Here is a 21943-nt window from a genome sequence, read left to right as displayed (position 1 = left end):
CAGAGGATCCCTCGCGAGTTTTCGCTGTTCGGTGCTGGAGGACCAGTGGACTTGAAGCTTGATCACCACACCCAAGACGACACCGAGGTCGTCGTCGTCGAAGGGGAAATCGACGTCTATACGGCGCCTCGCCTGCGAGAGCTCCTCATCGACCTGGTGAACAAGGGCCACCACCACCTCATCGTCAACATGGAGAAGGTGGAGTTCCTCGACTCGACCGGGCTCGGTGTGCTTGTGGGCGGTCTCAAGCGCGTGCGGGCCCACGACGGCACCCTGGACTTGGTCTGCACCCAGGAGCGGATCCTGAAGATCTTCCGGATCACCGGTCTGACCAAGGTCTTCGGTATCTACGAGTCGGTGCAGGAGGCCATCGACAAGCGCAAGTCGAAGCAGTCGTAAGCCAACGATGGCGGTTGTCCAACTCACGATTAGCGCGCTGCCCGCGCATGTCCGCACCGCCAGGCTCATGGCTACGGCCGTGGCCCGGCGGGCGGGTGTCAGCGAGTCGACCCTCGACGAGATTCGCCTGGCCGTGGGCGAGGCGTGCTCCCGCGCCGTGGAGGCTCATCGCACCCACTGCCCCGACCAGCCGATCAAGCTGGAGTTGATCGACAGTTCCGGCCCGACGGGACCCGGTGGCCCCTCAGGTCCCGATCGGATCAACGGCAGCCGTTCCGGCCGCTTCGAAGTGGTCGTTTCCGACCACGCCCCAGCCAAGGAGAACGGCGCTCCAGCGTTCAACGGTTTCGAGGGCGGGCCGCACGCTTCGCTCGGTGAATCCCTCACCTCAGGCGGGTTCGGCGGATTGTCACCTGATGTCGGCCTTGCCGTCATCCGCGGTTTGGCTGACGAGGTGAGTATCGAACCCAGCGAGAACGGCACGGTGATCCGCATGAGCTGGCCGTTGGCCAGTAACGAGGCGGACATCTCCGAGGCGCATGGACTCGACTGACGCCTTCCGCACGTCCACGGGCGTCTCATGGTGAGACGCCCGTAATTCCTTCCCCCGTCCCCTCAAGCACCACACAAATCCGCCATGGCAGCGGTGCGCCTAGTCGCATTCCTGAGTGGACACCGGCGTGGTAGCGCGGATTCCCGCTTCCGCGTTCGCGGCAACCTCTTCTGCGGTCAACACGTAACCGGTTTCTTCGTCATTGGTGGCGGCCGCGAACACCACCCCGTACACGGTTCCCCGGGGTGAGAGCAGCGGCCCCCCAGAGTTTCCCGGCTGGATCACCGCGCGCACCTGGTAGATTTCCCGGCTCACCTGCTGGGAGTGGTAGAAGTCGGGTCCCCGTGCGGTCTGCTCGGCGCGGATCCGGGCGGGGACCACGGTGAACCCGCTGTCCCGGGGGAAACCGGCGACGACCGCGTCGTCGCCTTTCTTCGCCTGCATTTCGAATTCCAGCGGCTCCAAGTCGAGACCGGGCACGGCGAGCACCGCAAGATCCTGTTGGGGGTCGTAGAGGACCACGATCGCCTCGTACTGGGTACCGTCCCGGGTGACGATCCGCAGCTCCTCTTCCACCCCGGCCACCACGTGCGCGTTCGTCATGACACGCTCGTGCGCGTAGACGAACCCGGTGCCTTCGACCCGACGCTGGCAGGAGGGCGCGTTCCCCAGCACTTTGACGACGCTCTGGCTTGCCCGCCGCAGCTCTTCAGTGTTGAGCACCGACGGGTCGGGTTCCGCGACCTCCGCGGGCTCGCTGGTGCCCAACCCGCTGAAGACCTGCGGGAAAGCGCTCTGGTCGACGATCCTGTGGAAGGTGGAAAACCAGGTCTGCGCCGGATCAGGCATGACCCGGTCCACCGTCCGCAGGATCCGCGAATTCTGCACCTGCTCGGTGACCAGAGGAATCATCGAGTTAGCGACGGCGCTCCCCACCAGCCAGGACACCAGCAGCACCGACAGGGTGCTCACCAGGGCCCCGCCCATGGCGTCGAGGATCCGCGCCGAGTTCCACGTGACCCGGTTGCGGATGAGCGCGCCCAGATAGGAAGTGAAGAACTGGCCGAGCGCGGCGAACAGGAACACCATCGCGATCGCGATGAGCGCCTGCTGCGTGGGGTTGGGGACGAACGCTTGGATGACCGGAGGCGCGCCGAGCGCAGCCAGGACTCCCCCGCCGATGAAGCCCACAAAACTCAGGACTCCGACAATGAACCCCTGCCGGTAGCCCGAGATCGCGAAGACGATAATGAGCACGACGAGGATCGCGTCCAGCACACCCGCTCCTCTCCGCTGTCCCCAAGGTTGTTTTAAGGTGTGCCGCCACCGTCTCGGGCCACGGGTCGGAACACGTCGATGACTTCCACATTCTGGTCACGCCACGGCCGTTCCCACCCGCCCAACACGAGCAGACGATCCAGTATCCCAGCGGTGAATCCCCACACCAGCATGCCGCGCACCCGGAACGCCGGGCCGGTGCGCCCGTTGGACAGCACTGTACGCACCCGGTTGGCCGGGTCGGCGAGCTCTGCGATGGGGACACGGGTCACCGAGGCGACTTCGTCTGTGTCGACGGCACGCACTTCAGAAGGGGTGTGCCACCACGCCAGCACAGGGGTGACGCGGAACCCTGTGGGAGGAATGTAGAACTCCGGCAGGGTGCCGAGCACGTGGACTCCGTCGCGGACCACCCCCGTTTCCTCTTCGGCTTCCCGCAGGGCACAGTCCACTGGCCCGGCGTCCTGCGGTTCGAGCGCCCCTCCGGGGAAGGCGGGCTGCCCCGAGTGGCGCCGCAGCCCCGTGTTGCGTTGGATGAGGAGTACGTCGGGCCCGGCTTCGCCTTCCCCGAACAGCAGCAGGACCGCGGAGCTGCGCCCACCGGAAGCTGGGGGCCGCATCTCGACGGGCACCGGCATCCGCTTCGCGGCCTCGGTCAGTGACAGCAGCCATTCCGGAGTAGTGATCTGCGGTCTCATGAGAACGGCCCCGTCCGTACCAGCCGCCGCGCGGTCTCCTCGTCCACCGGTCCTTCACCGTAGGAGGGGCACAGGTGCTGGAGTTCGCAGGCACCGCACGCGGGGCGGCGGGCATGGCAGACTCGGCGCCCGTGCCAGATGAGCCGGTGGGATAGCATCGTCCACTCCTCGGGCGGGAACAGGGCAGCGATCTCCTGTTCCACTTTCACCGGGTCGGTCTGCCGGGTCATCCCGAAGCGGCGCACAAGCCGTCCGAAGTGGGTGTCGACGGTGAGGCCGGGAACACCGAAGGCGTTGCCCAGCACCACGTTGGCGGTCTTGCGGCCCACACCCGGCAGTTTCACCAAGTCTTCCAACCGGTCGGGAACTTCTCCGCCGTGTTCGTCGCACAACCGCTGGCCAAGCGCGATGATGTTGCGCGCCTTGGTGCGGTAGAAGCCAGTGGAGCGGATGATGTTTTCGAGCTCCTCCTGGTTGGCCGAAGCATAGTCGGCTGCAGAGCGGTAGCGGGCGAACAACACGGGGGTCACCTTGTTGACCCTCCGGTCCGTGCACTGGGCCGACAGGATGGTGGCTACCAGGAGTTCGAGGGGGGTAGTGAAATCAAGCTCACAGTGCGCGTCGGGATACATTCGCGCCAATTCCCGGTTGATTTGTCGGGAACGTCTCATCAAAGCGAGGCGAGTCTCACCCGTGGGCGTGTCGCGCTCCGCTGCGGACGCGTCGCCGCTAGCACCGGGGGAGGAGGAAGCAGTGTATACGTTGCGGGACACTGTTCCAGCCTACGTATCTTTTCTGCTTCGTGCCCGGTCAGCGCGGGATTCCGCGACAGCCTCAGGCTGTGTTATCCGCGGTTTCCTCCCGGCACTCCAGCGGAGTCCGCAGCCACGCCCTCGAGAAACAACTAGGATCGAAGTGCTGACGTCGGCTGTGACGAGCTGCTCGTACCCCCGGTGGGGTCCACCAGGGAACACGCCGGTTTCACAGCTTGTGCGATGTGCGTCACACTGTTGACGGTCAGGCTGCGAGGAGGAATGGTGGACGAGACCAACGAGGTGCTGAGCAAGGCCCCCCTGTTCGAGGCGCTTGACGAAGAAGGCGCGGCCGCGCTGCGTTCTTCCATCACCGAGGTGCGACTCGGCCGGGGCCAGACACTCTTCTCCGAGGGAGACGAGGGTGACCGTCTCTACGTCATGCTCAGCGGAAAGGTCAAACTCACCCGCAAGTCCGCTGACGGCCGTGAGAACCTGCTGGCGGTTCTCGGCCCGGGCGAAATGCTGGGTGAGCTCTCCCTGTTCGACCCGGGACCGCGGACGGCCAGCGCGGTTGCGGTAACCGACGCTGTGTTGGCCGGGCTGGGCCACGACGACTTGCGGCCGTTCATCATGCGGCAGCCCGAGGTCGCCGTCCACCTGCTGAAGGCGCTGGCCACCCGACTGCGGCGGACCAACGACGTGGTGGCGGACCTGGTCTTCACCGACGTTCCCGGCCGTGTCGCCAAGGCCCTGCTCGACCTGGCGGAACGTTTCGGCAAGCAGAGCGAGGACGGGCTCCACGTCCACCACGACCTGACGCAAGAAGAGCTGGCCCAGTTCGTGGGCGCGTCACGCGAAACCGTCAACAAGGCGCTGGCCGAATTCGCGCTGCGCGGCTGGCTGCGGATCGAAGCCAAAGCCGTGGTCCTGCTCGACGTGGAACGGCTGCGTCGCCGCGCCCGCTGACTTCGACCCCGGTCCGACCGCCTCAGTCCCGCGGCGTCGGGCGGTCGGACCGTGCCGGACAACCATCCTCCGCGCAGTAGGAACACCGGTGAAGCGGCCGCTCCGCCGACCCCGGCACGTCGAGTGTGCTCGGCATGCCCGTGCCGCCCGGCCGCGCCGCGGGCAGGCTCAGTCCGCCAGAACCTCCACGGGAACGTCTCCGCGGTCCACGAGGTACCGCACCTGGGCGCGGACGGACGCTTCGGTCGCGGCACGCAGCGCGGGATCCACGTCCGCGTACACCCGGTCCACGATCTCGGCCAGCGTGTCCGCCCCGGCCGCCACCGCGTCACGGATCTGTCCTAGCCGCTCTTCGCGGTGCTGGATGTAAGAGTTCAGCTTCCGCAGCGGATCCGTGCAGACGGGCCCGTGCGCGGGCAGCAGGGCGCGGATGTTCGCGCTATCCACCAGGTCACGCAGCCGAATCAGGGAATTCAAATAGTCGCCCAGGTCTCCGCCGTCTTCTCCGACGATCACCGTGGTGCCCCGCCCCAGCACGGTGTCCCCGGTGAGGACGACGTCGTCCGCAGGCAGGTGGAAGCTCACCGAGTCCGCGGTGTGCCCGGGCGTGCGCAGCACCCGTACCCGCAGTCCGTCTGCTTCGACCACTTCTCCGTCGTCGAGCCCGTCCCCGCTGATGCGATGCGCCGGATCGACCGCGCGCACACGGCAGCCGGTCAGCTCGGAGAAGTACCGTGCCCCCGCGGCGTGGTCGGCATGGCCGTGGGTGAGCAGGGCCTGGGTGACCTGGGATCCCTGCTCTTGCACCATGCGCGCAACACGCTCCAGGTGCCGTTCGTGATGGGGTCCGGGGTCGACCACCAGCACGTTGCGGGCGCCAGGCTCCCGCAGTATCCACGTGTTCGTTCCGTCGAGCGTCATCGGGCCGGGATTCGGGCAGAGAACGCAACTTGCGCGCAGCGTCCCGGAACCGTCGATCCTCATCGCACCTCTTTTCGCGGCATGCCCGACTAGGGGGTCCATCAGAACGGATAATCAACACCATCGGGAACGATCAGCGTGATTCCCCCCGCAGACTTCCGGAACTCCGGTTGCACCGGAACGATCTCCCGTTCCGCGGCCAACACCTCCTCAGGTGTGGCGTATCCGATGAGGCTCTTCAGGTTGGCCACCGTGGGCGGCAGCATCGCCAACTGCCCCGCCCGCCACTGCCGCACCGCCTCCTCCGGGGACATCCACGTGACATGGTCGGCTTCCCCGCCCACGTCGCGAGGCTGCTGGCCTTCCGGCAGGACCGCGACAAAGAACCTGGTGTCGTAGCGGCGCGGCTCCATCGCCGGGGTGATCCACCGCGCCCACGGACACAGTAGATCCGAGCGGAGCACCAGCCCTCGCCGGTCAAGCAGTTCCGCGAGCGACAGGGAACGGTTGAGCAGCGCCTGCCGGTCTTCCTCCCAGTCGTCCCCCCGCGTATCGGCTACCACTTCATTCTCGGAGGGACCGGCCAGCAGCACCCCGGACTCTTCAAAGGTTTCCCGTACCGCCGCGCAGACGAGGGCGCGCGCCAGTGCCTCGTCCGCCCCGAACGCGCGAGCCCACTCCCGGGGCGGCGGCCCGCTCCAGCGGATCGTGTGGTCGCTGTCCCGCGGATCCACCGACCCCCCGGGGAAGGCGTACATGCCCGGAGCGAACCGCATCGAAGCGACCCGCCGCAGCAGGTACACCTCGAGACCTCGATCTGCCTGACGCACCAGCAGCACGGTCGCGGCGTCCCGAGGCCGCACCGGAGTCACCCGCCCCGCGAGCACGTCCCACATGCGGGGAGTGATCTCGCCGCTGCCAAGGTGGCGGATGACCTCACCCTCCGAGAGAGTCGCTTCTTCGGAGGGAGACACGGGAGCGGAGGAAGGCTTCTCCTCTTCTTCCCGCCGGCATTCTGAATGGTTCGCTGACACGGAGCCTCCTCCCCGGGGGACGGTGACGTTGCCTGGTCGGACCGGACTAGTCGACCTCGACGATCACCTCAACCTCGACCGGGGCGTTCAACGGGAGCACGGCCACACCCACCGCGCTACGCGCATGCTTGCCGGCTTCGCCGAACACCTCGGTGAACAGTTCACTGGCCCCATTGATGACCTGCGGCTGGCCGGTGAACGACGGGTCGCTGGCCACGAATCCCACGACCTTGACCACGCGTTTCACCCGGGACAGTTCGCCCACCTCGGCTTTGATGGCGGCGATCGCGTTCAACGCGCACACCGCGGCCAGCTCCTTGGCCTGCTCCGGGTCGACGTCGGCCCCCACTTTGCCGGTCGCACGGAGCTCCCCGCCGACCACCGGAAGCTGCCCGGAGACGTAGACGTGGCTCCCGCTGCGCACGGTCGGCAGGTATGCGGCCACGGGAGGGACCACCTCGGGCAGGGTGTGCCCGAGCTCCGCCAATCGTGTCTCAGGGGTCTTCGTCGTCATTTCTTCTCGCGCTTCAGGTAGGCGACCAACTGCTGGTTGCGCGGGTCATCGCCGATCGTGGGGCCGGGGATCACCGTGACCAATTCCCACCCGTCTTCGCCCCAATTGTCCAGAATTTGCTTGGTTGCGTGCGACAACAACGGCACAGTCGCGTACTCCCACTTCGTCATGGCGCCAACCTTATAGCGACCGTTCCCCGCACGGCAGGGGTCCATGACCCTTACCAGCACCATCACTCCCGGCGGCGGCAGGGCGAGACCTCAACCCGCAGTGCATAGACTCCGTGGGGTGAGCTCACGCGATCGCGATTGGGACGGAGTCCGCCTCCACGTCGTCACCGGCAAAGGAGGCACCGGGAAAACCACCGTCGCCGCAGCACTCGCTCTAGCCCTGGCCGCGGAAGGCGGCAAAGTGCTGCTGGTGGAAGTTGAAGAACGGCACGGCATCGCCCCGCTCTTCGGCCTCGACTCGCTGTCCTATGCGGAACGCGAAATCGCCGCCGCCGACAACGGCGGCACGGTCTACGCGCTCGCCGTCGACGCTGAGGCAGCGCTCCTGGAATACCTGGAGATGTTCTACGGCCTGCGCCGGGTCGGCGGTGCACTCCGCCGCTTCGGCGTCATCGACTTCGCCACCACGATCGCGCCCGGCGCCCGCGACATCCTCCTGACCGGCAAAGTCACCGAAGCAGTGCGCCGCCGCACCCCGCAGAGTGCCCGGCACGACGGTCCCGGCCCGTACGTCTACGACGCCGTAGTGCTCGACGCCCCGCCCACCGGCCGCATCACTCGTTTCCTCAACGTCACCGCCGAAGTCTCCGGCCTGGCCCGGGTAGGCCCGGTCCGCGACCACGCCGCCCGGGTCATAGACGTCATCCGCTCCCCCGAAACCGTGGTGCACTTCGTCACCCTGCTCGAAGAAATGCCGGTCCAAGAATGCGTGGAGGGAATCGCGGAGGCACGCGACGCAGGACTGCATGTGGGAGGCATCCTGGTGAACATGGTCCGCCCCGCGCTGCTAGAGGACTCCGTGCTCGCCGCAGCGTCCCAAGGTGTCGTCGACGTCGCCGCGCTCACCCGCGGCCTTCAGGCCGCCAGCCTCCCCGACCCGTCCCGTCTCGCCCAGGAGCTGTCCAAAGAAATCGTGGAACACGCCCGGCACATGCGAGTAGCAGCCGAAGCCCGCAGCCGGCTCGCCGCAGCCGGACGCCCCTGCTACGACGTCCCTTTCCTCGACGACGGGGTCGACCTTGACGGCCTCCGCCGACTCGCCCGCGAACTACGCGACCAGGGGGCAGTGTGAACCCCACCCCTCCCCGCACCCTCGACGTGGACGACCTCCTCGACAACCCCGGCACCCGAATCGTGGTGTGCTGCGGCTCCGGAGGCGTCGGCAAGACCACCACGGCCGCGGCCCTGGCCTTGCGCGCCGCAGAACGCGGACGGCACACCGTGGTGATCACCGTGGACCCGGCCCGCCGACTCGCCCAATCCCTGGGACTGACCGAACTGGACAACACCCCGCGCCCGGTCCCCGGTGTCGCGGACAGCAACGGCGGATCACTGCACGCCATGATGCTGGACATGAAACGCACCTTCGACGAGACCGTCGAAGCGCACGCAGACCCCCAGCGGGCGGAGCAGATCCTCAACAACCCCTTCTACCAGTCCTTGTCGTCCAGCTTCGCGGGCACGCAGGAGTACATGGCGATGGAGAAGCTGGGCCAGTTGCGGCGTTCCGACGAATGGGACCTCATCGTCGTCGACACCCCGCCCAGCCGGTCCGCACTGGACTTCCTCGACGCCCCCAAACGGCTCGGCAGATTCCTCGACGGCCGCCTGGTCAGATTCCTGGGCACCCCCGCACGCGGCGGAGCCTTCCGCCTGCTCGGCGCAGGGTTCGGCCTGGTGACCGGGGTGATCACGAAGATCCTCGGCACCCAGCTCCTCAAAGACGTGCAGTCCTTCATCGGCGCGTTCGACGCTGTCTTCGGCGGATTCCAGGAACGGGCCGAACAGACCTACCGGATCCTGCAAACCGAAGGCACCGCGTTCCTCGTCGTGGCCGCACCCGAGCTCGACGCGCTGCGGGAAGCCTCCTACTTCGTGGCACGGCTCTCCGCAGAACAGATGCCGCTGGCCGGCCTGGTCCTCAACCGCGTCCAACAGGTCCACGCCGACCTCTCAGCGGAACAAGGCTCGGCCGCGGCGGAGCTGCTCGAAGCAACCGGGGAGCATCCCCTCGCCGCCGCGGCACTCCGCCTGCATGCCGGACGGGTCCGACAGCGGAACCGGGAGCAGCGACTGCGCAACCGGTTCGCTGCGGACCATCCTGACGTTGCGATAGCGGAAGTCCCGGCCTACCCGGAAGACGTCCACGACCTGGACGCGCTCCGCGCGATCGGCCGGGCACTCGCTGGTGTGTCCACCGTGCCGTAACGGCCCGGTGCCCTCAGGAAGGGGCGGCTGCTCCCCTCGGTCGCGTGGACGCCGCGTCTCCTCTCACCACGTGTCCTCGACAAGAGCAGCCCCACCCCACACCCTCCCAATGAATGGTGGACGGACCTGTCCCGCGCTTGCACGGCTCCGTCCGGAAGACGGCTGGTTCCCCCGTCTTGCTCTGTCGCTGCCGAAAACCACCCTCCACGGTCTCCGGAACGTGCACCGGGGGCGCGGGCGGCCACGGGCTTCCTCCCTGCCCGTGGTGCCGTCAACCCTTGACGAACTGGTCCTTAGCAGCCCCGGACTGCTGGTAGTGCTGCCGGGCGTCTTCGAGCAGTGCCCGCCACGAGGTCACCTCGGGGCGGCGCCGCAGCAGAGCCCTCCGCTCGCGTTCGGTCATCCCTCCCCAGACACCGAACTCGATCCGGTTGTCCAGCGCGTCAGCCAGACACTCGGTGCGGACCGGGCACCCCCGGCAGATGAGTTTGGCCCGGTTCTGCGCGGCCCCCTGGACGAACAGCGAGTCGGGGTCGATCTCCCGACAGGCAGCACGCGCAGCCCAGTCTGTACTCCACATGTGCCCCACTCCCAAAGATCATCATGTGTTGTGTGCTGTGACAGAAGCCAGCCGACGGGCGCGGACATCGACTGGCACGGAGGAACAGAGACGACCTCTGCGGGCACACCGGATCGGCTCAACGGGTACGACGGGGTGCGGGGCCCGTATGAGATGTACCGTCTCTTGCATCTCCGCTGGTAAAGAAATTACGGTCCGCACCCCAAAGTCAACAGTCCCCATTAGGCCCATTTCTGATATAGCTCAGGTGGACCATTAAAGCTTTGAAAACTAGTCACCTAGTGACTACCCAGAGTAATAAAGTGCGTGTGGGCGGCGACCCTCCCCAAGTCCCTGATCATGGAAAGATGGGAATCAGGGCTCGCGGATCGACCACATCCGGAACCGACAACAACGCGAAGCCCACGGCGGTTCGTCGCTGTTTTCTCGTTTCCGAACGTAATCTGGACGGGTGGGTCAAGGGACATTGCTGCAGAAACTCGGTCAGTTGTTCGGGGTCTCGGTCGCTGCCGGAGTACTCGTGGCTGCGCTCGCCGCTCCCGCCCTCGGCGGTATCGGCATCGCTGCCCGCAACGTAGCGACCGGCTTCCTCAACATGCCCAGCGAGCTAGAGACCCCGCCGCCGCCCCAACGCTCGATCATCTACGACGCAGAAGGCGGCGTCATCGCTGAGGTGTACGACCGGAACCGGGAACTGGTAGAACTCGACCAGATCGCCCCGATCATGCAGCAGGCGATCATCGCCATCGAGGACAGCCGGTTCTACGAGCACGGCGGCCTCGACATCGTGGGCACCTTCCGCGCCGCCCTGCGCACCATCGCCGGGCGCACCCAAGGCGGCTCCTCCATCACCCAGCAGTACGTCAAAAACGTGCTGATCGAAAGCGCCACATCCCAGGCGGAACAAGAAGAAGCCCGCGAAACCACCCTGGGACGCAAGATCCGCGAACTGCGCTACGCCATCGCGCTCGAACAGCGGATGACCAAAGACGAAATCCTCGAGGGCTACCTCAACATCGCCTACTTCGGGGACGGCGCCTACGGTGCCGAGTCCGCGGCCCAGCACTTCTTCAGCGTCAGCGCCAGCGAACTCAACCTCAACCAGGCTGCCACCCTGGCCGGTCTCGTCCGCTACCCCGAGCTGTACAACCCCCGCCTCAACCCGGACCAGGCCCAAGAACGGCGCGACGTGGTCCTCGACCGGATGGTCGCCACCGGGGTGATCACCGAAGAAGAAGCCGAGAAGACCAAAGCGCAAGACCTGGAACTCGACATCTCCACGCCCAGCAACGGGTGCATGCCCAGCAAGCAGCCGTTCTTCTGCGACTACGTGATCCAGGAGATCGAGAAGAACGAAGCGTTCGGGGAGACCGAAACCGAACGCGCCCGCTGGCTGCGCACCGCAGGCCTGGAGATCTACACCACGCTCGACCCCGACATGCAGGAGGCTGGGCAGAAAGCCGTAGACAAGTGGGTGCCGCGCAAGAACGAAGCCCGCAAGGTCGCCGCCGAAGTCTTGATTGAACCCGGCACCGGGGAGATCCGGGCCATGGTGCAGAGCCGCAACTACGGCCCCGACGAAAGCAAACTCGGCGAAACCTCCATCAACTTCACAGCCAACGCCGACCGCGGCGGCAGCACCGGCTTCCAAGCCGGCTCCACCTTCAAAGCCATCACCCTGGCCGCGGCCCTCGAAAAAGGACTGCCGTACAGCACGTCCTTCACCTCGGGCAGCACCATCACTGTCACCGGCCAGAAGAACTGCGACGGCAACACTCTCGCCCCGTGGACAGTGAGCAACTCCAGCGAAAGCGGCGGCGCCGCCACCCACAACATGGTGTCGGGCACCAAAGGCTCGGTGAACACCTACTTCGCCCAACTGCAGAAACGGGTCGGCCTGTGCAACGTCATCAAAATGGCGGAAAAACTCGGCCTGACCCGGGCCGACGGCCAAAGCTACGACAACCCGCGCACCCAGGGGAACAACTCCTTCACCCTGGGCAGTGAGGAAGTCTCCCCGCTGAACGTGGCCGCCGCCTACGCGACCTTCGCCTCGCGGGGCATCTACTGCAAGCCGATGGCGATCACCAAGATCGTCGACCGCCAGGCCGGGCGCACCATCGAAATGGAACCGGAGTGCGAACGGCGCATCTCCAAAGATGTCGCCGACGGCGTGAACTACCTGCTCCAGCAGACCTTCAAAGGCGGCACCGCCACCGGACTGGGTATCGGCCGCCCTGCCGCCGGAAAGACGGGAACCACCGACAACTCGGCGAGCGCCTGGTTCGCGGGCTACACCCCGAACCTGGCCGGCGCCGTGTTCGTCGGCGACCCGCGCGGCCCCAACCAGTACCCGCTGCGGAACGTCACCCTCGGCGGACGCTACTACTCGGTGGTCTACGGCGCGACCATCCCCGGTCCGATCTGGCAGGAAACCATGCGGGAAGCCGTGAAGAAACTGGACGAGAAGAGCTTCGCACGGTCGCCCGCACGGTTCGGCTCCACCAGCGAACCCGCGCCGCCACGACGAGAGGACCCCACGGACGCCAACCCGGCTTCCAGCCCGGGAAGCGTACCCAACGTGGTTGGCATGTCCCGTGACCAAGCGGTAGCCGCCATCGAATCCGCCGGCTACCGGGCGAACGTGGCCGACCGGCGGCTGCCGTCCAGCCACCCGGAAGGCACCGTGGCCCTCGTCGAGCCTTCCGCGGGCTCCCGCCTCGCCGAAGGCTCCGTCGTCAACATCTTCCTGAGCCGCGGCCCCGCCGACAACGGCAACAGCAACGGCGGCAACGGCAACGGCGGCTGGGAATTCCCCGGCGGAGGCGGCTGGGAGCTCCCCGCCTTAGATGACCAGTGGGGCGCGTTCTAGCTAGTCCCAACTCACCACTATGGCCCTCGAGCACTGGTGCTCGAGGGCCACACGCTTCCTCAGCCTGAGGACAAAAGTCACGACAACTGGCGGCGCACCTCGTCAGCGACCCGGCGGCCCTCAGCACGCCCCGCAACCCGGGGAGTGAGCAGCTTCATCACCGCGCCCATCCCCTTGACGTCGCTCACCCCGGCCTCCGCGATCGCCGCCCGAACCAGATCAGCCAGCTCTTCGTCGCTGAGCTGCTCCGGCAAATACTCGGACAGCACCTCGCCTTCGGCACGCTCGTCCGCTGCCCGGTCCGCGCGCCCACCCTGCTCGAAAGCCTCCGCGGCCTCGCGACGCTTCTTCACTTCCTTCGTGATCACCTTGATGATCTCGTCGTCGCTGAGCTCACGGGCGGACTTCCCCGACACCTCCTCGTTGGAGATCGCGGTGAGCAGCATGCGCAGCGCCCGAGTCCGCACAGCGTCCCGTGCCTTCATCGCAGCGGTAAGGTCGGCTTGCAGCCGGGTCTTTAGTTCGGACATGCCAGGGATGCTAGAGGCCCCTTCCGGGGAACTCCAGGCAATTTTTCCCATGGCGTCCACCACAGCCCAGCCGGCAGCCCCACCCCCACCACGGTTTTCGCCACCACCGATACCCGCGTGACCGGCGCGCCGGAACCAGGCACTGCTGGGATCTGACACCATCGTTCCATGACAGGTTCAGCGGTGGTGAACACCACGGGCAGAGTGCTACGCCGGATCGGCACAGCAGCAGCGGTCACCGGCGCCCTCGGTGTCGCAGGACTCGTATACGCCTCGGTCGTGGAACGCAACTGGTTCCGGCTGCGCCACTACGAGATACCGATACTCGCCCCCGGCAGCGACCGGCTGCGTATCCTCCACCTCTCCGACGCGCACCTGACCCCCGGACGCCGCCTACTCATCGACTGGATCCGCAGCCTCGACGCCCACAACCCCGACCTGGTCGTCAACACCGGAGACTCCCTCGCCCACCCCCAAGCGGTCAAACCGTTCCTCGACGCGCTCGGCCCTCTCCTCGACCGGCCGGGCCTGTTCGTCTACGGCTCCAACGACCTGTTCTCCCCCCAGCCGAAAAACCCCGCCCGCTACCTGTGGCGCAGCAGCAAAGCCGACTACCGGAAACGCAAAATCCCCGACCTGCCGTGGCGGGAGCTCGGCGCAGCCATGCGCGAAGCAGGCTGGCTCGACCTCAACAACCAGAAAGGCCACCTCACCGCAGGAAACCTGCGGATCGCCGCAGCCGGAATCCACGACTCCCACATCGGCCTCGACCGCTACGAGAAGATAGCCGGCCCCGCCGATCCCACCGCTGACGTACGCATCGGCGTCATGCACTCCCCAGAACCGCGGAACCTCGACCGGTTCACCGCCGACGGGTACGAACTCCTTCTCGCCGGGCACACCCACGGCGGCCAGATCTGCCTCCCCTTCTACGGCACCCTCGTCACCAACTGCGGTATCGACCGGGCCCGCGCCTGGGGACTCAGCCGGAACGGAACGTCGTGGCTCCACGTCTCCGGCGGGCTAGGCACCTCCCCCTACGCCCCAGTCCGCTTCTGCTGCCGCCCCGAAGCCGCCCTCTTGGACCTCATCCCCCGCGCCTAACCCGCCCCGCAGTGCCATCCCCGTGGCGGGGCCGCCCACCCCGCACCCCACAACCGCGGCCCCGCCACCCGTCCCTGACCCGGGCTCCCCATAATCGACATTCGCGTTCTCCAACCCCTCCCCGGCACGCATACATACCGGCATATGAGGCATAAACGCTGGTAGAGACCGCTCTGCCCGGAGGCCGTACGAATCCAGTGCCGAGATCGACGCCAGAGAACCACGGAGAACCCGGCGGCGCAATCCGGTTAACCGCCACCGTGTCGACAATGTTCGACCTGGCCCCTATCGGGGTGTCCATCACCCGTGGCCCCGACCACCGCCTGGTCTACGTCAACGAAGCACAACGAGCCATATTCGGCCCGCGCCCACTCGGCAAACCCCTGCTGCAAGCCTTCAACGACCTTGCCGAAGCGGGATACATCCTTGTCCTCGACCAGGTCATGACCACCGGGAAACCCGAATTCCTCCCCCAAGTCCCCGTAACCGTCAACTATCCCAACGCCGGCCGCCAAGAACGCTACTTCAACCTCAGCTTCACCCCGGTGTTCCTGGACGACGGAGAACCCGCAGTACTGAACCTGATCGCGGACGTCACCGAAACCATCGACGCCGCCCAGCGGAAACGCGCCCTCCAGCGGTACACCAGCATCGTCCGCTCCGGGAGCCTGGTGGAATGGAGCGCCTCCCCCATCGACGGCTCCCTGCAATGGATCCGCGGCTGGGAGGAGATCACTGGGCAACCCCACGAAGAATCCCGAGGCCACGGCTGGTTGAACATGGTCGCCCCAGAAGACAGGGCCGCGCTGCTCGCGTCCTGGCTACGGGCAATCGACGAAGTCCCCGACTCTGTGGAGTACATCTTCCGGGTACGAACACGCGACGGCACCTACCGGCACTTCCGTGCCCATGCCGTCCCCGTCCGAGAAAACGGGGTCGTCGTCGAATGGACCGGCACCTGCGCCGACGTGGAACAACAATGGCGGGAGCAGCGCCGCCACGCCCTGTTCAACCGTGCCTCTGGGGCGATCTCCAACACCGCCCTCATCGAAGACATGCTCAAGGCGTTACCCGAGGTCATCGTGCCCGAGGTCGCCGATGTGTGCACGGTCCACCTGTTGTCCCCCACCTCATCGCCTGAAACATCAGCGAACCCGTTCATTGTGGAACGCCTGGCGACCAAAGCCCGGGAAGGGATCACCGTGCCGCCGCCACGGTTCCAGTCACGCTTCACCATCCGAAGCACATACCTCGAGTTGATCCGGCAGAAGCGCTCCATCCACCGGGTGTTCCCGGTAGGAAAGCCGCCCTTGGACCCTCTCAGCCCGAATAGCTCGCGGTGGCTCCGCCAAGTCAAAGCCAACAGCGTGGTCATGCTCCCCATCACGGTCGAGGGGGAACTCGTCGCTAGCCTGGTCGCAGTCGTCTGCGGGGAACGCGAACCGCTGACTCAAGACGACGCGGACCTCCTGGCGGACCTCATCGACCACCTCCAGCCCACCATCGACACGTTCGCGAGCTTCCAACGCACCCAACGGGTCGCGAGAGCCCTCCAGCACAGCCTGCTCAGCGATCCCCCCACCATCCCGGGTCTCCCTATCGTCGGCCGCTATCAGACCAGCCCTACTTCCGCGGAGGTGGGCGGTGACTGGTACGACGCGTTCATCGTCGACGACACGATCATGCTCGTTATCGGGGACGTGGCCGGACACGACCTGACCGCGGCCACCGCCATGAGCCAGATGCGCAACATGCTCCGCGCTTTCGCCGCCGACCACCCGCACAACCCTCACGAAGTGCTACGCCGCCTGGACGGCGCAGTGCAACGCTCCGGGGAGTACAAAGGGACGGCCACCTGCATCCTCGCCCGGGTCACCCCAGACAGTGACGGCATCTGGCAGGTGGACTACTCGGTGGCCGGACACCTGCCGCCGCTGCTCGTTCTCCCGAACGGGGAGACCCGCTTCTTGGAGAAAGCCCACGACCTTCTCCTCGGCGTGGACCCCACAATGCCGCGCCACCGGGCGCTCGAAGTCCTGCCCTCGGGAGCCACCCTGCTGCTCTACACCGACGGTCTCGTGGAACACCCCCACGAGTCTCTCGATATCGGGTTGGAGCGGCTGGCCCACCACTGTGCCGCCATGGCCCGGATTCCCCTCAACACGTTCTGCGACCGGCTCCTCACTGAGCTGCCTATCGCCGGAAACGACGACATCACTTTGATCGCGTTGCGGTTGGAGTCGCCTACCCTGGCCACAGCCTCCCTGGCCCGGCACGGCTGACCGGCCAGTTTCCCCTCCGGCATAGGGGGTATCTCACCTAACGGACCCCCTGCCACCGGCAGATGTGCAAGTACCCCGGAGTGTCCGCTAGACTGTCATCAGTGTTTCGGGGTGTGGCGCAGCTTGGCAGCGCGCTTCGTTCGGGACGAAGAGGTCGTGGGTTCAAATCCCGCCACCCCGACCACAGCGACACTGTCGCATAAGCAGAGGTCAAAGAGGGTGGCCCCAGGGGATCCGGATTCCTGGGGCCACCTTCTTTGCTGTGTGTCCGTGCGTCACACGTGCGTCAAAGGTCTCTGGTCGCATCCCTGCGACACTTCGCACCGTGGCCCCTTGAGGCATGGACTGCACCAGCATGCTGACTACCGCGGACTGCCCGTCCCATGCCTCGCAGGGACGTCTGCCTGCCGAACGTAGACGGGCAGCGGTAGCCGCCCACGGCGGCGCTCCCCGGACGGGCACCCCACCCCACAATCCCTCCTGTACGATTTTGAAAAGTGAATGAAATCAGCGCCGCGCGTTAGTAAAGTCGCAGGTCGTCTAGTGTGCTCCCCGCGCACGCGGGGATGATCCTCCCTCCCGTCAATGGGGCGGTCGCCAACCCATGTGCTCCCCGCGCACGCGGGGATGATCCGAGATCATCGCTCGGCTCTGGCAGGGGGTTCCGGTGCTCCCCGCGCATGCGGGGATGATCCCCACTTGTCGGCGCTTCTGGTTGACGAGCTCACCGAGGCGCTGCGCCGCACTCCGGCTGCGGTGGTGGTCGCCACGCACGATCGGATGATGCTTGCCGACTGTGCGTCCTGGCCGTCCGTGGACCTTACAGGGTCTCGGGTCTCTGGTCGGTGAGTGTGCCGCTCCTCGCCCTGTCCACTGGGGTGCGGAGCGGCACACCGAGAAAACACGTCGGAGCCCGCTTCCGTGGGCGTGCCGCGTTCGGGGTTTTCTGGTTCAGCGGGGAACTGCTCGTGTGAAGCGGGGGCGCTTCTGCACGGAGCGCAGTTTGATGAGAGGAACAGCGCCGGTCGGGTGCTGCTGTGGTCCGACCGGCGCTGTTGCCGAGGCTGAGTCACGGAGCGTGTGGGGGCCGCTCCGGGACCTGGGGCTGCTGTCGGCTGGCTGTTATCCCGCGGAGGTGCCCGCTGTCAGCCGCTGCTGTGTGCCGCTGGAACGGCGGAGGATGAAGTGGTCGAGCGCCCAGGCTCCGGGTCCGAGGATGGCGATGAGGAAGAAAGCCCAGCAGTACATGGCGGCGAGTTCTCCCCCGTTGTTGAGGGGCAGGAGCGCGTGGGGCTGGTGCACGACGAAGTAGGCGTACGCCATGGAGCCGGAGGCGAGGGCGGCGCTGGGCCGGGTGAACAGGCCGAGGAGGACGAGGGCGCCGCAGACGAGCTGGATGAGGGCGGCCCACCATCCCGGCCAGGAGGCGAATTCCACGGCCTGCCCGGTGCCTTGGTTGCCGCCGAGTACGCCGAACAGGGAGGCCACTCCGTGGCAGAGGAACATCAGGCCTACGACTATGCGGAATAGAGCGAGGACTGGTCCGTGGTATCGGTCCAGGTTCATTGGTCACCTCAATACATGAATGGGGGAGGAAGGGAGGAGAGTGACCACGGGAATGCCACGTTTGCCGCAGCGTGGATGTGACACCGGCGGGCCCCGGCGGTGCACGGCGCTGCGGTGTGGACGTGTCCGTGGCACCGGAGAGACCACGACTGTGGGAGACACTCCGTGGTCATTCCGGTCGGGGCACCGCCACGCTGCGGTGCGTCCGGAACTGCGGAGCAGCCACGATGGTGTTTAAACCGCCCAGAGAGCACAACCCCGGCTCGGAGTTACGGTTTGACCACTTAATGTGATCAAGGTGGTGCGAGCGAGGGCACGGCTCTTGTTGAGGACATGACTGCTCCTCCGCACGAGTGGGGCACCCGGGGTGGCGGCCGAGTGGCCGAGTCGCCTTTGGGGCAGCAGGAGGCATTCCCACGACAAGGGGTGGGTCGCGTGGAATGCGACTCAAGGTCGGGTGTGCCCGCTATGCGGTTACATCAAATAGTGACTACTTGCTAGGCAAATGTCAACGCAGAGTAAAAGGGGATGGCAGAATCGCGTCCTCTCATTTTTTGGCCGGATAATTTTCCGGGTTTGAGGACTTCAGAAACGCGGTGCTCCTGCGCTGTCCCGAGGAGGCTTCCGACGTCCCGAGAGCGCTTTCTCGGGGCGCGGTTTTGGAAGAAACCGCACGTCACTGGGCATTTTTTCGAGGATGGTCCGGGCTGAACCAGCTCTTAAAGTTACTTTCTCGTCAAGTTTCTCTGTCGGATTCTCCTGTTCGCGGAAGCCTCTCGGACCGGATTTTTCTGACCGAATTGAAAGGTCGGACTACTTGGCGCTGTCTGCGTGCAGGCGGGAGCGCATGTCTGGCGTGGACGGCTTTTTCGCGCTGGTTTGAGTTGGCCAGCGTCTGCTGGCCGCTGGGTCAGCATGGCGCGGGATCGGGCCGGGTGGGCTGCTGTTTTCCTTGCGAGGAGGCCGACGGGACCGGGCCGTGCAGGTTCCGTGCCTGTGGGCAGGGTGCTCGTCATGCCTCTTGCGGGGCGGCCGCTGGTCCGATTTCGGTGCGGGGTGGTCGGGTGTCGGAGCCGGGAATGACGTGGTTCGTCGGCGGGAAACATGCACAGAGTTTTATCCACAGGCTGTGGATAACGTAGCGGCTCCCTCATGCTCGCCCGGCGCATCGAGCGCAACGAATGCACCTAAAACTCACCGTTTGTCCCTTTTTTCGGGGCGCAAGGGCAACTTTTCTGATCCCCCAACCGCAGCCCGGGTTGTGGAAAACCGCTGTGAATTACCGTGACCCACACGGCATTAAATAGTGATCCACTTCACATAAAAACAGCAGGGAGAAAACCGAGGACTTCTCTCCAGCACACCTGGCAACCGGTGTGGGGTATCCCTCGAGGGCGCTCCTCGCACCGGCACGCTCCTCCCGGGCTCCGTCCAGCCGCGTGTCCGCCGCGCTGCGGACACGCGGGGTGTTCCACCGGGAAGTCCACCAGGGCAGATGGGGCGGCAGCCTTCATCGCCACGACAGGAAGCGCCGCTGTGCGCTGGCGTCACGGGAATCCCGGTGCCGCCCTCACCACAAGCAGCGGTACTACTCCTTCCCGAAGTCTTCACGGGAGAGTCCGGACCGCCGCATCGCATCTTCCAGTTCCGCGCCCAGGGTGGGGCGGGGTTGCGGCAGCTTCGGAGCCTGCACATCGGGCTCCGGGAGTGTCTGCTCGGTGCCGCGGGTCTTCGGCCGGTTCTCCTCGGGAGTGGTCACAGTCGTTCCCTTTCTGCTCTCTGCAGACCTGTCCCACCCCCGGCTACCCCAGGTATGCCGGAACACACGTGGCAGACGGCACTGCCTGCCCACGTCGTGGGCGAGGGGTCAGCCGCCTTGCGCCATCCGCCGGTTGAACACCTGTTCTTGGGCGATGCGGCGCAGCGCGGTGATGACGACGTCGCCAAGCACTGTGCCCAGCACTGCTTTTTCGACGACGTCGGCCACATCGGTGTGGCCGGAGATCAGGTCGATGTCGACCTCGGCGATCGCTTCAGCGAGTTCGGCGTAGCGGCCTACGCACTCGAAGAAGCCGCGCTGATTCAGCAGGCTCATCCGAGCCAAGGCTTCTACGAGCGCGGTGAAACCGGGGTGGTCTTCGGGGACTGTCCAGCCGCGGGCGGCGAACACTGATTCCACGTAGCGTCGGGCTTCTTCCCGGGGCTCGTCGCTGCGCTCCCCGGTGAGGACAGGCAGTCCGCGGTGGGCGAGGGCGACGGCGTGGTGCACCGAAGGCTGGGATGCGTCGATTTCGGCGAGGACTTCGCGGACTGTGGGCACGGGGAGTCCACCGACGTCGATGAGGCTGCGGATCAGTCGGAGGCGTCTCAGATGCTCTTCGGAGTATCTGACCTGGTTGGCGGCGATGCGTTCGCCTTCGGGAAGCATCTTTTCTCGCAGGTAGTACTTGATCGTCGGCACGGACACGCCGCTTCGCCGACTCAGTTCGCCGATGCGCACCCTGTCTCCTTTGCTCTTGCGTCCCCAGCAGTCAATAGATAGCTTTGTTATCGATAATTCAATTATCGATAATTCTTCTATCTAAGTTGTGGTGTTTCGGCCCCCTCAGCCGTTCCAGGAGCAAGGACCGACGATGACTCTCTCTTCCGCTACGGCACCGCCCCGCAGCCCGCGCCGGCTTCCGGGTGTCCGCTGGAACCGCACCTCCCTGGTCGTGGCAATCACCGCCTTCGCCTGCGTCCTCGTTGCTGCGATCTTTGTGCCCCCCTACCTGTCCCTCGACCCCGGCTCCAGCAGGGTCGCACTCCGCCCGGATTCGGCCCTGCACTTTCCCGCCGTCGCCATCCACGCCGCCACCGGTGGGATCGCGCTGCTCACCGGCCCACTCCAGTTCAGCCGGCGACTGCGCCGCCGCGGAGTCTGGCACCGCTGGATCGGCCGGGTCTACCTGTTCGCCGGAGTGCTGCCCTCGGCGCTCAGCGGTATCGTCGCCGCCCTGCTGACCTCCAGCGGCCCTGTGGCGATGGCCGCGTTCCTCTCCCTCGACATCCTGTGGATCATCACGGGCCTCGCCGCCTACCGGACCGCCCGCGCCGGCCGCTATGCCGCACACCGGGAGTGGATGCTGCGCAACTTCTCCCTGACGTTCGCCGCAGTCACCCTGCGCATCTGGCTCAGTGCACTGGTCGCCATCCAACTTCCCTGGCTCGACTCCCTCTACGGAGGCGACTTCGACCAGCTCTTCGCCACCGCCTACGCCGTCAGCCACTGGACGTCGTGGCTACCCAACCTGCTGCTCGTCGAGGTCTACCTGGCCCGGCAGGCTGCCCGACAAGCCCGGGAAGCCCTCGCCACGGCGCTCCAGACGACCGCCGCGGCAGCCGACAACACGGAAACGTCCCCGACCCCCGCATAGACGACATGTGGGCGGTGCCTGGCAACACCGCCCACAC

21 protein-coding genes and 1 tRNA gene are annotated in these 21943 nt (G+C 66.2%); 10 read left to right on the top strand and 12 right to left on the bottom strand.

The features are described 5' to 3' along the window. Window positions 1-45: 45 nt before the first annotated feature. Both TFU_RS00605 and TFU_RS00600 read left to right on the top strand, forming a co-directional pair. A complete protein-coding gene (locus TFU_RS00605; RefSeq protein ID WP_011290569.1) occupies window positions 46-399 on the top strand; it encodes an STAS domain-containing protein in 354 nt (117 codons plus the stop codon). A gap of 7 nt (window positions 400-406) precedes the next feature. Beyond that, window positions 407-952: an ATP-binding protein gene (locus TFU_RS00600; RefSeq protein ID WP_011290568.1), complete on the top strand. Its 546-nt coding sequence runs from the start codon at window positions 407-409 to the stop codon at window positions 950-952. A gap of 99 nt (window positions 953-1051) precedes the next feature. Here the strand turns inward: TFU_RS00600 and TFU_RS00595 are convergent, their stop codons facing one another. The 3 genes from TFU_RS00595 to nth are packed head-to-tail and all read right to left on the bottom strand — an operon-like array spanning window position 1052 to window position 3599. Then, the gene (locus tag TFU_RS00595; protein ID WP_011290567.1) at window positions 1052-2230 is read right to left on the bottom strand and encodes a MarP family serine protease; all 1179 of its coding nucleotides are present in this window, start codon (window positions 2228-2230) and stop codon (window positions 1052-1054) included. 32 nt (window positions 2231-2262) lie between these two features. Continuing rightward, a complete protein-coding gene (locus TFU_RS00590) occupies window positions 2263-2928 on the bottom strand; it encodes an NUDIX hydrolase (RefSeq protein WP_011290566.1) in 666 nt (221 codons plus the stop codon). After that, window positions 2925-3599 (bottom strand): endonuclease III, encoded by a 675-nt coding sequence (gene nth / locus TFU_RS00585; protein ID WP_081430380.1) that lies wholly within the window; start codon window positions 3597-3599, stop codon window positions 2925-2927. Before nth ends, TFU_RS00590 begins: the two co-directional genes overlap by 4 nt. Before the next feature lie 363 nt (window positions 3600-3962). Here nth and TFU_RS00580 point away from each other — a divergent pair, with 363 nt between their 5' ends. Next, window positions 3963-4649 carry a Crp/Fnr family transcriptional regulator gene (locus TFU_RS00580; protein WP_011290564.1) on the top strand — a complete coding sequence of 229 codons (687 nt, stop codon included), beginning with the start codon at window positions 3963-3965 and terminating at the stop codon, window positions 4647-4649. A gap of 168 nt (window positions 4650-4817) precedes the next feature. On the opposite strand, the gene TFU_RS00575 is transcribed toward TFU_RS00580, so the two are convergent. Genes TFU_RS00575 through TFU_RS00560 form a run of 4 tightly spaced genes read right to left on the bottom strand, consistent with a single transcriptional unit; the run spans window position 4818 to window position 7288 of the window. Next, on the bottom strand, window positions 4818-5633 hold the full coding sequence (locus tag TFU_RS00575) for an MBL fold metallo-hydrolase (RefSeq protein WP_038043041.1): 816 nt from the start codon (window positions 5631-5633) through the stop codon (window positions 4818-4820). Between the two features lie 38 nt (window positions 5634-5671). After that, complete coding sequence (locus TFU_RS00570) at window positions 5672-6604, bottom strand: NUDIX hydrolase (protein ID WP_011290562.1); 933 nt, start codon at window positions 6602-6604, stop codon at window positions 5672-5674. A gap of 46 nt (window positions 6605-6650) precedes the next feature. Next, the gene (locus tag TFU_RS00565; RefSeq protein ID WP_011290561.1) at window positions 6651-7118 is read right to left on the bottom strand and encodes a RidA family protein; all 468 of its coding nucleotides are present in this window, start codon (window positions 7116-7118) and stop codon (window positions 6651-6653) included. Beyond that, entirely contained in the window at window positions 7115-7288 is a 174-nt protein-coding gene (locus tag TFU_RS00560) for a DUF4177 domain-containing protein (protein ID WP_011290560.1), read from the bottom strand. The genes TFU_RS00565 and TFU_RS00560 overlap by 4 nt, the downstream gene beginning before the upstream one ends. Window positions 7289-7406: 118 nt before the next feature. Between TFU_RS00560 and TFU_RS00555 the strand changes: the two genes are divergently transcribed. Continuing rightward, window positions 7407-8420 (top strand): ArsA-related P-loop ATPase, encoded by a 1014-nt coding sequence (locus TFU_RS00555; protein ID WP_041427540.1) that lies wholly within the window; start codon window positions 7407-7409, stop codon window positions 8418-8420. Beyond that, the gene (locus tag TFU_RS00550; RefSeq protein ID WP_011290558.1) at window positions 8417-9556 is read left to right on the top strand and encodes an ArsA family ATPase; all 1140 of its coding nucleotides are present in this window, start codon (window positions 8417-8419) and stop codon (window positions 9554-9556) included. Before TFU_RS00555 ends, TFU_RS00550 begins: the two co-directional genes overlap by 4 nt. A gap of 271 nt (window positions 9557-9827) precedes the next feature. On the opposite strand, the gene TFU_RS00545 is transcribed toward TFU_RS00550, so the two are convergent. After that, window positions 9828-10136, bottom strand: a complete 309-nt coding sequence (locus tag TFU_RS00545; RefSeq protein ID WP_011290557.1) for a WhiB family transcriptional regulator — start codon at window positions 10134-10136, stop codon at window positions 9828-9830. Between the two features lie 466 nt (window positions 10137-10602). On the opposite strand from TFU_RS00545, the gene TFU_RS00540 reads away from it, so the two are divergent. Further along, complete coding sequence (locus TFU_RS00540; RefSeq protein ID WP_011290556.1) at window positions 10603-13008, top strand: penicillin-binding protein; 2406 nt, start codon at window positions 10603-10605, stop codon at window positions 13006-13008. Window positions 13009-13085: 77 nt separating this feature from the next. On the opposite strand, the gene TFU_RS00535 is transcribed toward TFU_RS00540, so the two are convergent. Continuing rightward, window positions 13086-13538 carry a GatB/YqeY domain-containing protein gene (locus TFU_RS00535; RefSeq protein WP_041427539.1) on the bottom strand — a complete coding sequence of 151 codons (453 nt, stop codon included), beginning with the start codon at window positions 13536-13538 and terminating at the stop codon, window positions 13086-13088. Between the two features lie 183 nt (window positions 13539-13721). On the opposite strand from TFU_RS00535, the gene TFU_RS00530 reads away from it, so the two are divergent. The 3 genes from TFU_RS00530 (at window position 13722) to TFU_RS00520 (ending at window position 17108) form a co-directional block, all read left to right on the top strand. Then, complete coding sequence (locus TFU_RS00530; RefSeq protein WP_011290554.1) at window positions 13722-14642, top strand: metallophosphoesterase; 921 nt, start codon at window positions 13722-13724, stop codon at window positions 14640-14642. Between the two features lie 269 nt (window positions 14643-14911). Then, complete coding sequence (locus TFU_RS00525) at window positions 14912-16924, top strand: SpoIIE family protein phosphatase (RefSeq protein WP_011290553.1); 2013 nt, start codon at window positions 14912-14914, stop codon at window positions 16922-16924. A 107-nt stretch (window positions 16925-17031) separates the two neighbouring features. Continuing rightward, window positions 17032-17108, top strand: a tRNA-Pro gene (locus TFU_RS00520). A 938-nt stretch (window positions 17109-18046) separates the two neighbouring features. Here the strand turns inward: TFU_RS00520 and TFU_RS00515 are convergent. From TFU_RS00515 to TFU_RS00510, 3 genes are all read right to left on the bottom strand, one after another. After that, window positions 18047-18490 carry a DoxX family protein gene (locus tag TFU_RS00515; RefSeq protein WP_011290551.1) on the bottom strand — a complete coding sequence of 148 codons (444 nt, stop codon included), beginning with the start codon at window positions 18488-18490 and terminating at the stop codon, window positions 18047-18049. 1588 nt (window positions 18491-20078) lie between these two features. Next, window positions 20079-20249 (bottom strand): hypothetical protein, encoded by a 171-nt coding sequence (locus TFU_RS15985; protein WP_016188005.1) that lies wholly within the window; start codon window positions 20247-20249, stop codon window positions 20079-20081. A gap of 108 nt (window positions 20250-20357) precedes the next feature. Next, window positions 20358-20990 carry a MerR family transcriptional regulator gene (locus TFU_RS00510; RefSeq protein ID WP_011290549.1) on the bottom strand — a complete coding sequence of 211 codons (633 nt, stop codon included), beginning with the start codon at window positions 20988-20990 and terminating at the stop codon, window positions 20358-20360. Window positions 20991-21123: 133 nt separating this feature from the next. Between TFU_RS00510 and TFU_RS00505 the strand changes: the two genes are divergently transcribed. Beyond that, the gene (locus tag TFU_RS00505; protein ID WP_011290548.1) at window positions 21124-21906 is read left to right on the top strand and encodes a DUF2306 domain-containing protein; all 783 of its coding nucleotides are present in this window, start codon (window positions 21124-21126) and stop codon (window positions 21904-21906) included. Window positions 21907-21943: the final 37 nt, after the last annotated feature.

The organism is Thermobifida fusca YX (assembly GCF_000012405.1).
Taxonomy (GTDB): domain Bacteria; phylum Actinomycetota; class Actinomycetes; order Streptosporangiales; family Streptosporangiaceae; genus Thermobifida; species Thermobifida fusca.
The sequence above is the reverse complement of the archived record's forward strand: the minus strand, read 5'-3'. Positions and strand labels throughout refer to the sequence as shown.

What these genes read in the sequence shown, in the direction of transcription:
- TFU_RS00525 (WP_011290553.1), top strand. Translation starts at nt 14,912, where the DNA reads ATGTTCGACCTGGCCCCTATCGGGGTGTCCATCACCCGTGGCCCCGAC.
- TFU_RS00565 (WP_011290561.1), bottom strand. Translation starts at nt 7,118, where the DNA reads ATGACGACGAAGACCCCTGAGACACGATTGGCGGAGCTCGGGCACACC.
- TFU_RS00600 (WP_011290568.1), top strand. Translation starts at nt 407, where the DNA reads ATGGCGGTTGTCCAACTCACGATTAGCGCGCTGCCCGCGCATGTCCGC.
- TFU_RS00560 (WP_011290560.1), bottom strand. Translation starts at nt 7,288, where the DNA reads ATGACGAAGTGGGAGTACGCGACTGTGCCGTTGTTGTCGCACGCAACC.
- nth (WP_081430380.1), bottom strand. Translation starts at nt 3,599, where the DNA reads ATGAGACGTTCCCGACAAATCAACCGGGAATTGGCGCGAATGTATCCC.
- TFU_RS00580 (WP_011290564.1), top strand. Translation starts at nt 3,963, where the DNA reads ATGGTGGACGAGACCAACGAGGTGCTGAGCAAGGCCCCCCTGTTCGAG.
- TFU_RS00515 (WP_011290551.1), bottom strand. Translation starts at nt 18,490, where the DNA reads ATGAACCTGGACCGATACCACGGACCAGTCCTCGCTCTATTCCGCATA.
- TFU_RS00535 (WP_041427539.1), bottom strand. Translation starts at nt 13,538, where the DNA reads ATGTCCGAACTAAAGACCCGGCTGCAAGCCGACCTTACCGCTGCGATG.
- TFU_RS00545 (WP_011290557.1), bottom strand. Translation starts at nt 10,136, where the DNA reads ATGTGGAGTACAGACTGGGCTGCGCGTGCTGCCTGTCGGGAGATCGAC.
- TFU_RS00575 (WP_038043041.1), bottom strand. Translation starts at nt 5,633, where the DNA reads ATGAGGATCGACGGTTCCGGGACGCTGCGCGCAAGTTGCGTTCTCTGC.
- TFU_RS00590 (WP_011290566.1), bottom strand. Translation starts at nt 2,928, where the DNA reads ATGAGACCGCAGATCACTACTCCGGAATGGCTGCTGTCACTGACCGAG.
- TFU_RS00505 (WP_011290548.1), top strand. Translation starts at nt 21,124, where the DNA reads ATGACTCTCTCTTCCGCTACGGCACCGCCCCGCAGCCCGCGCCGGCTT.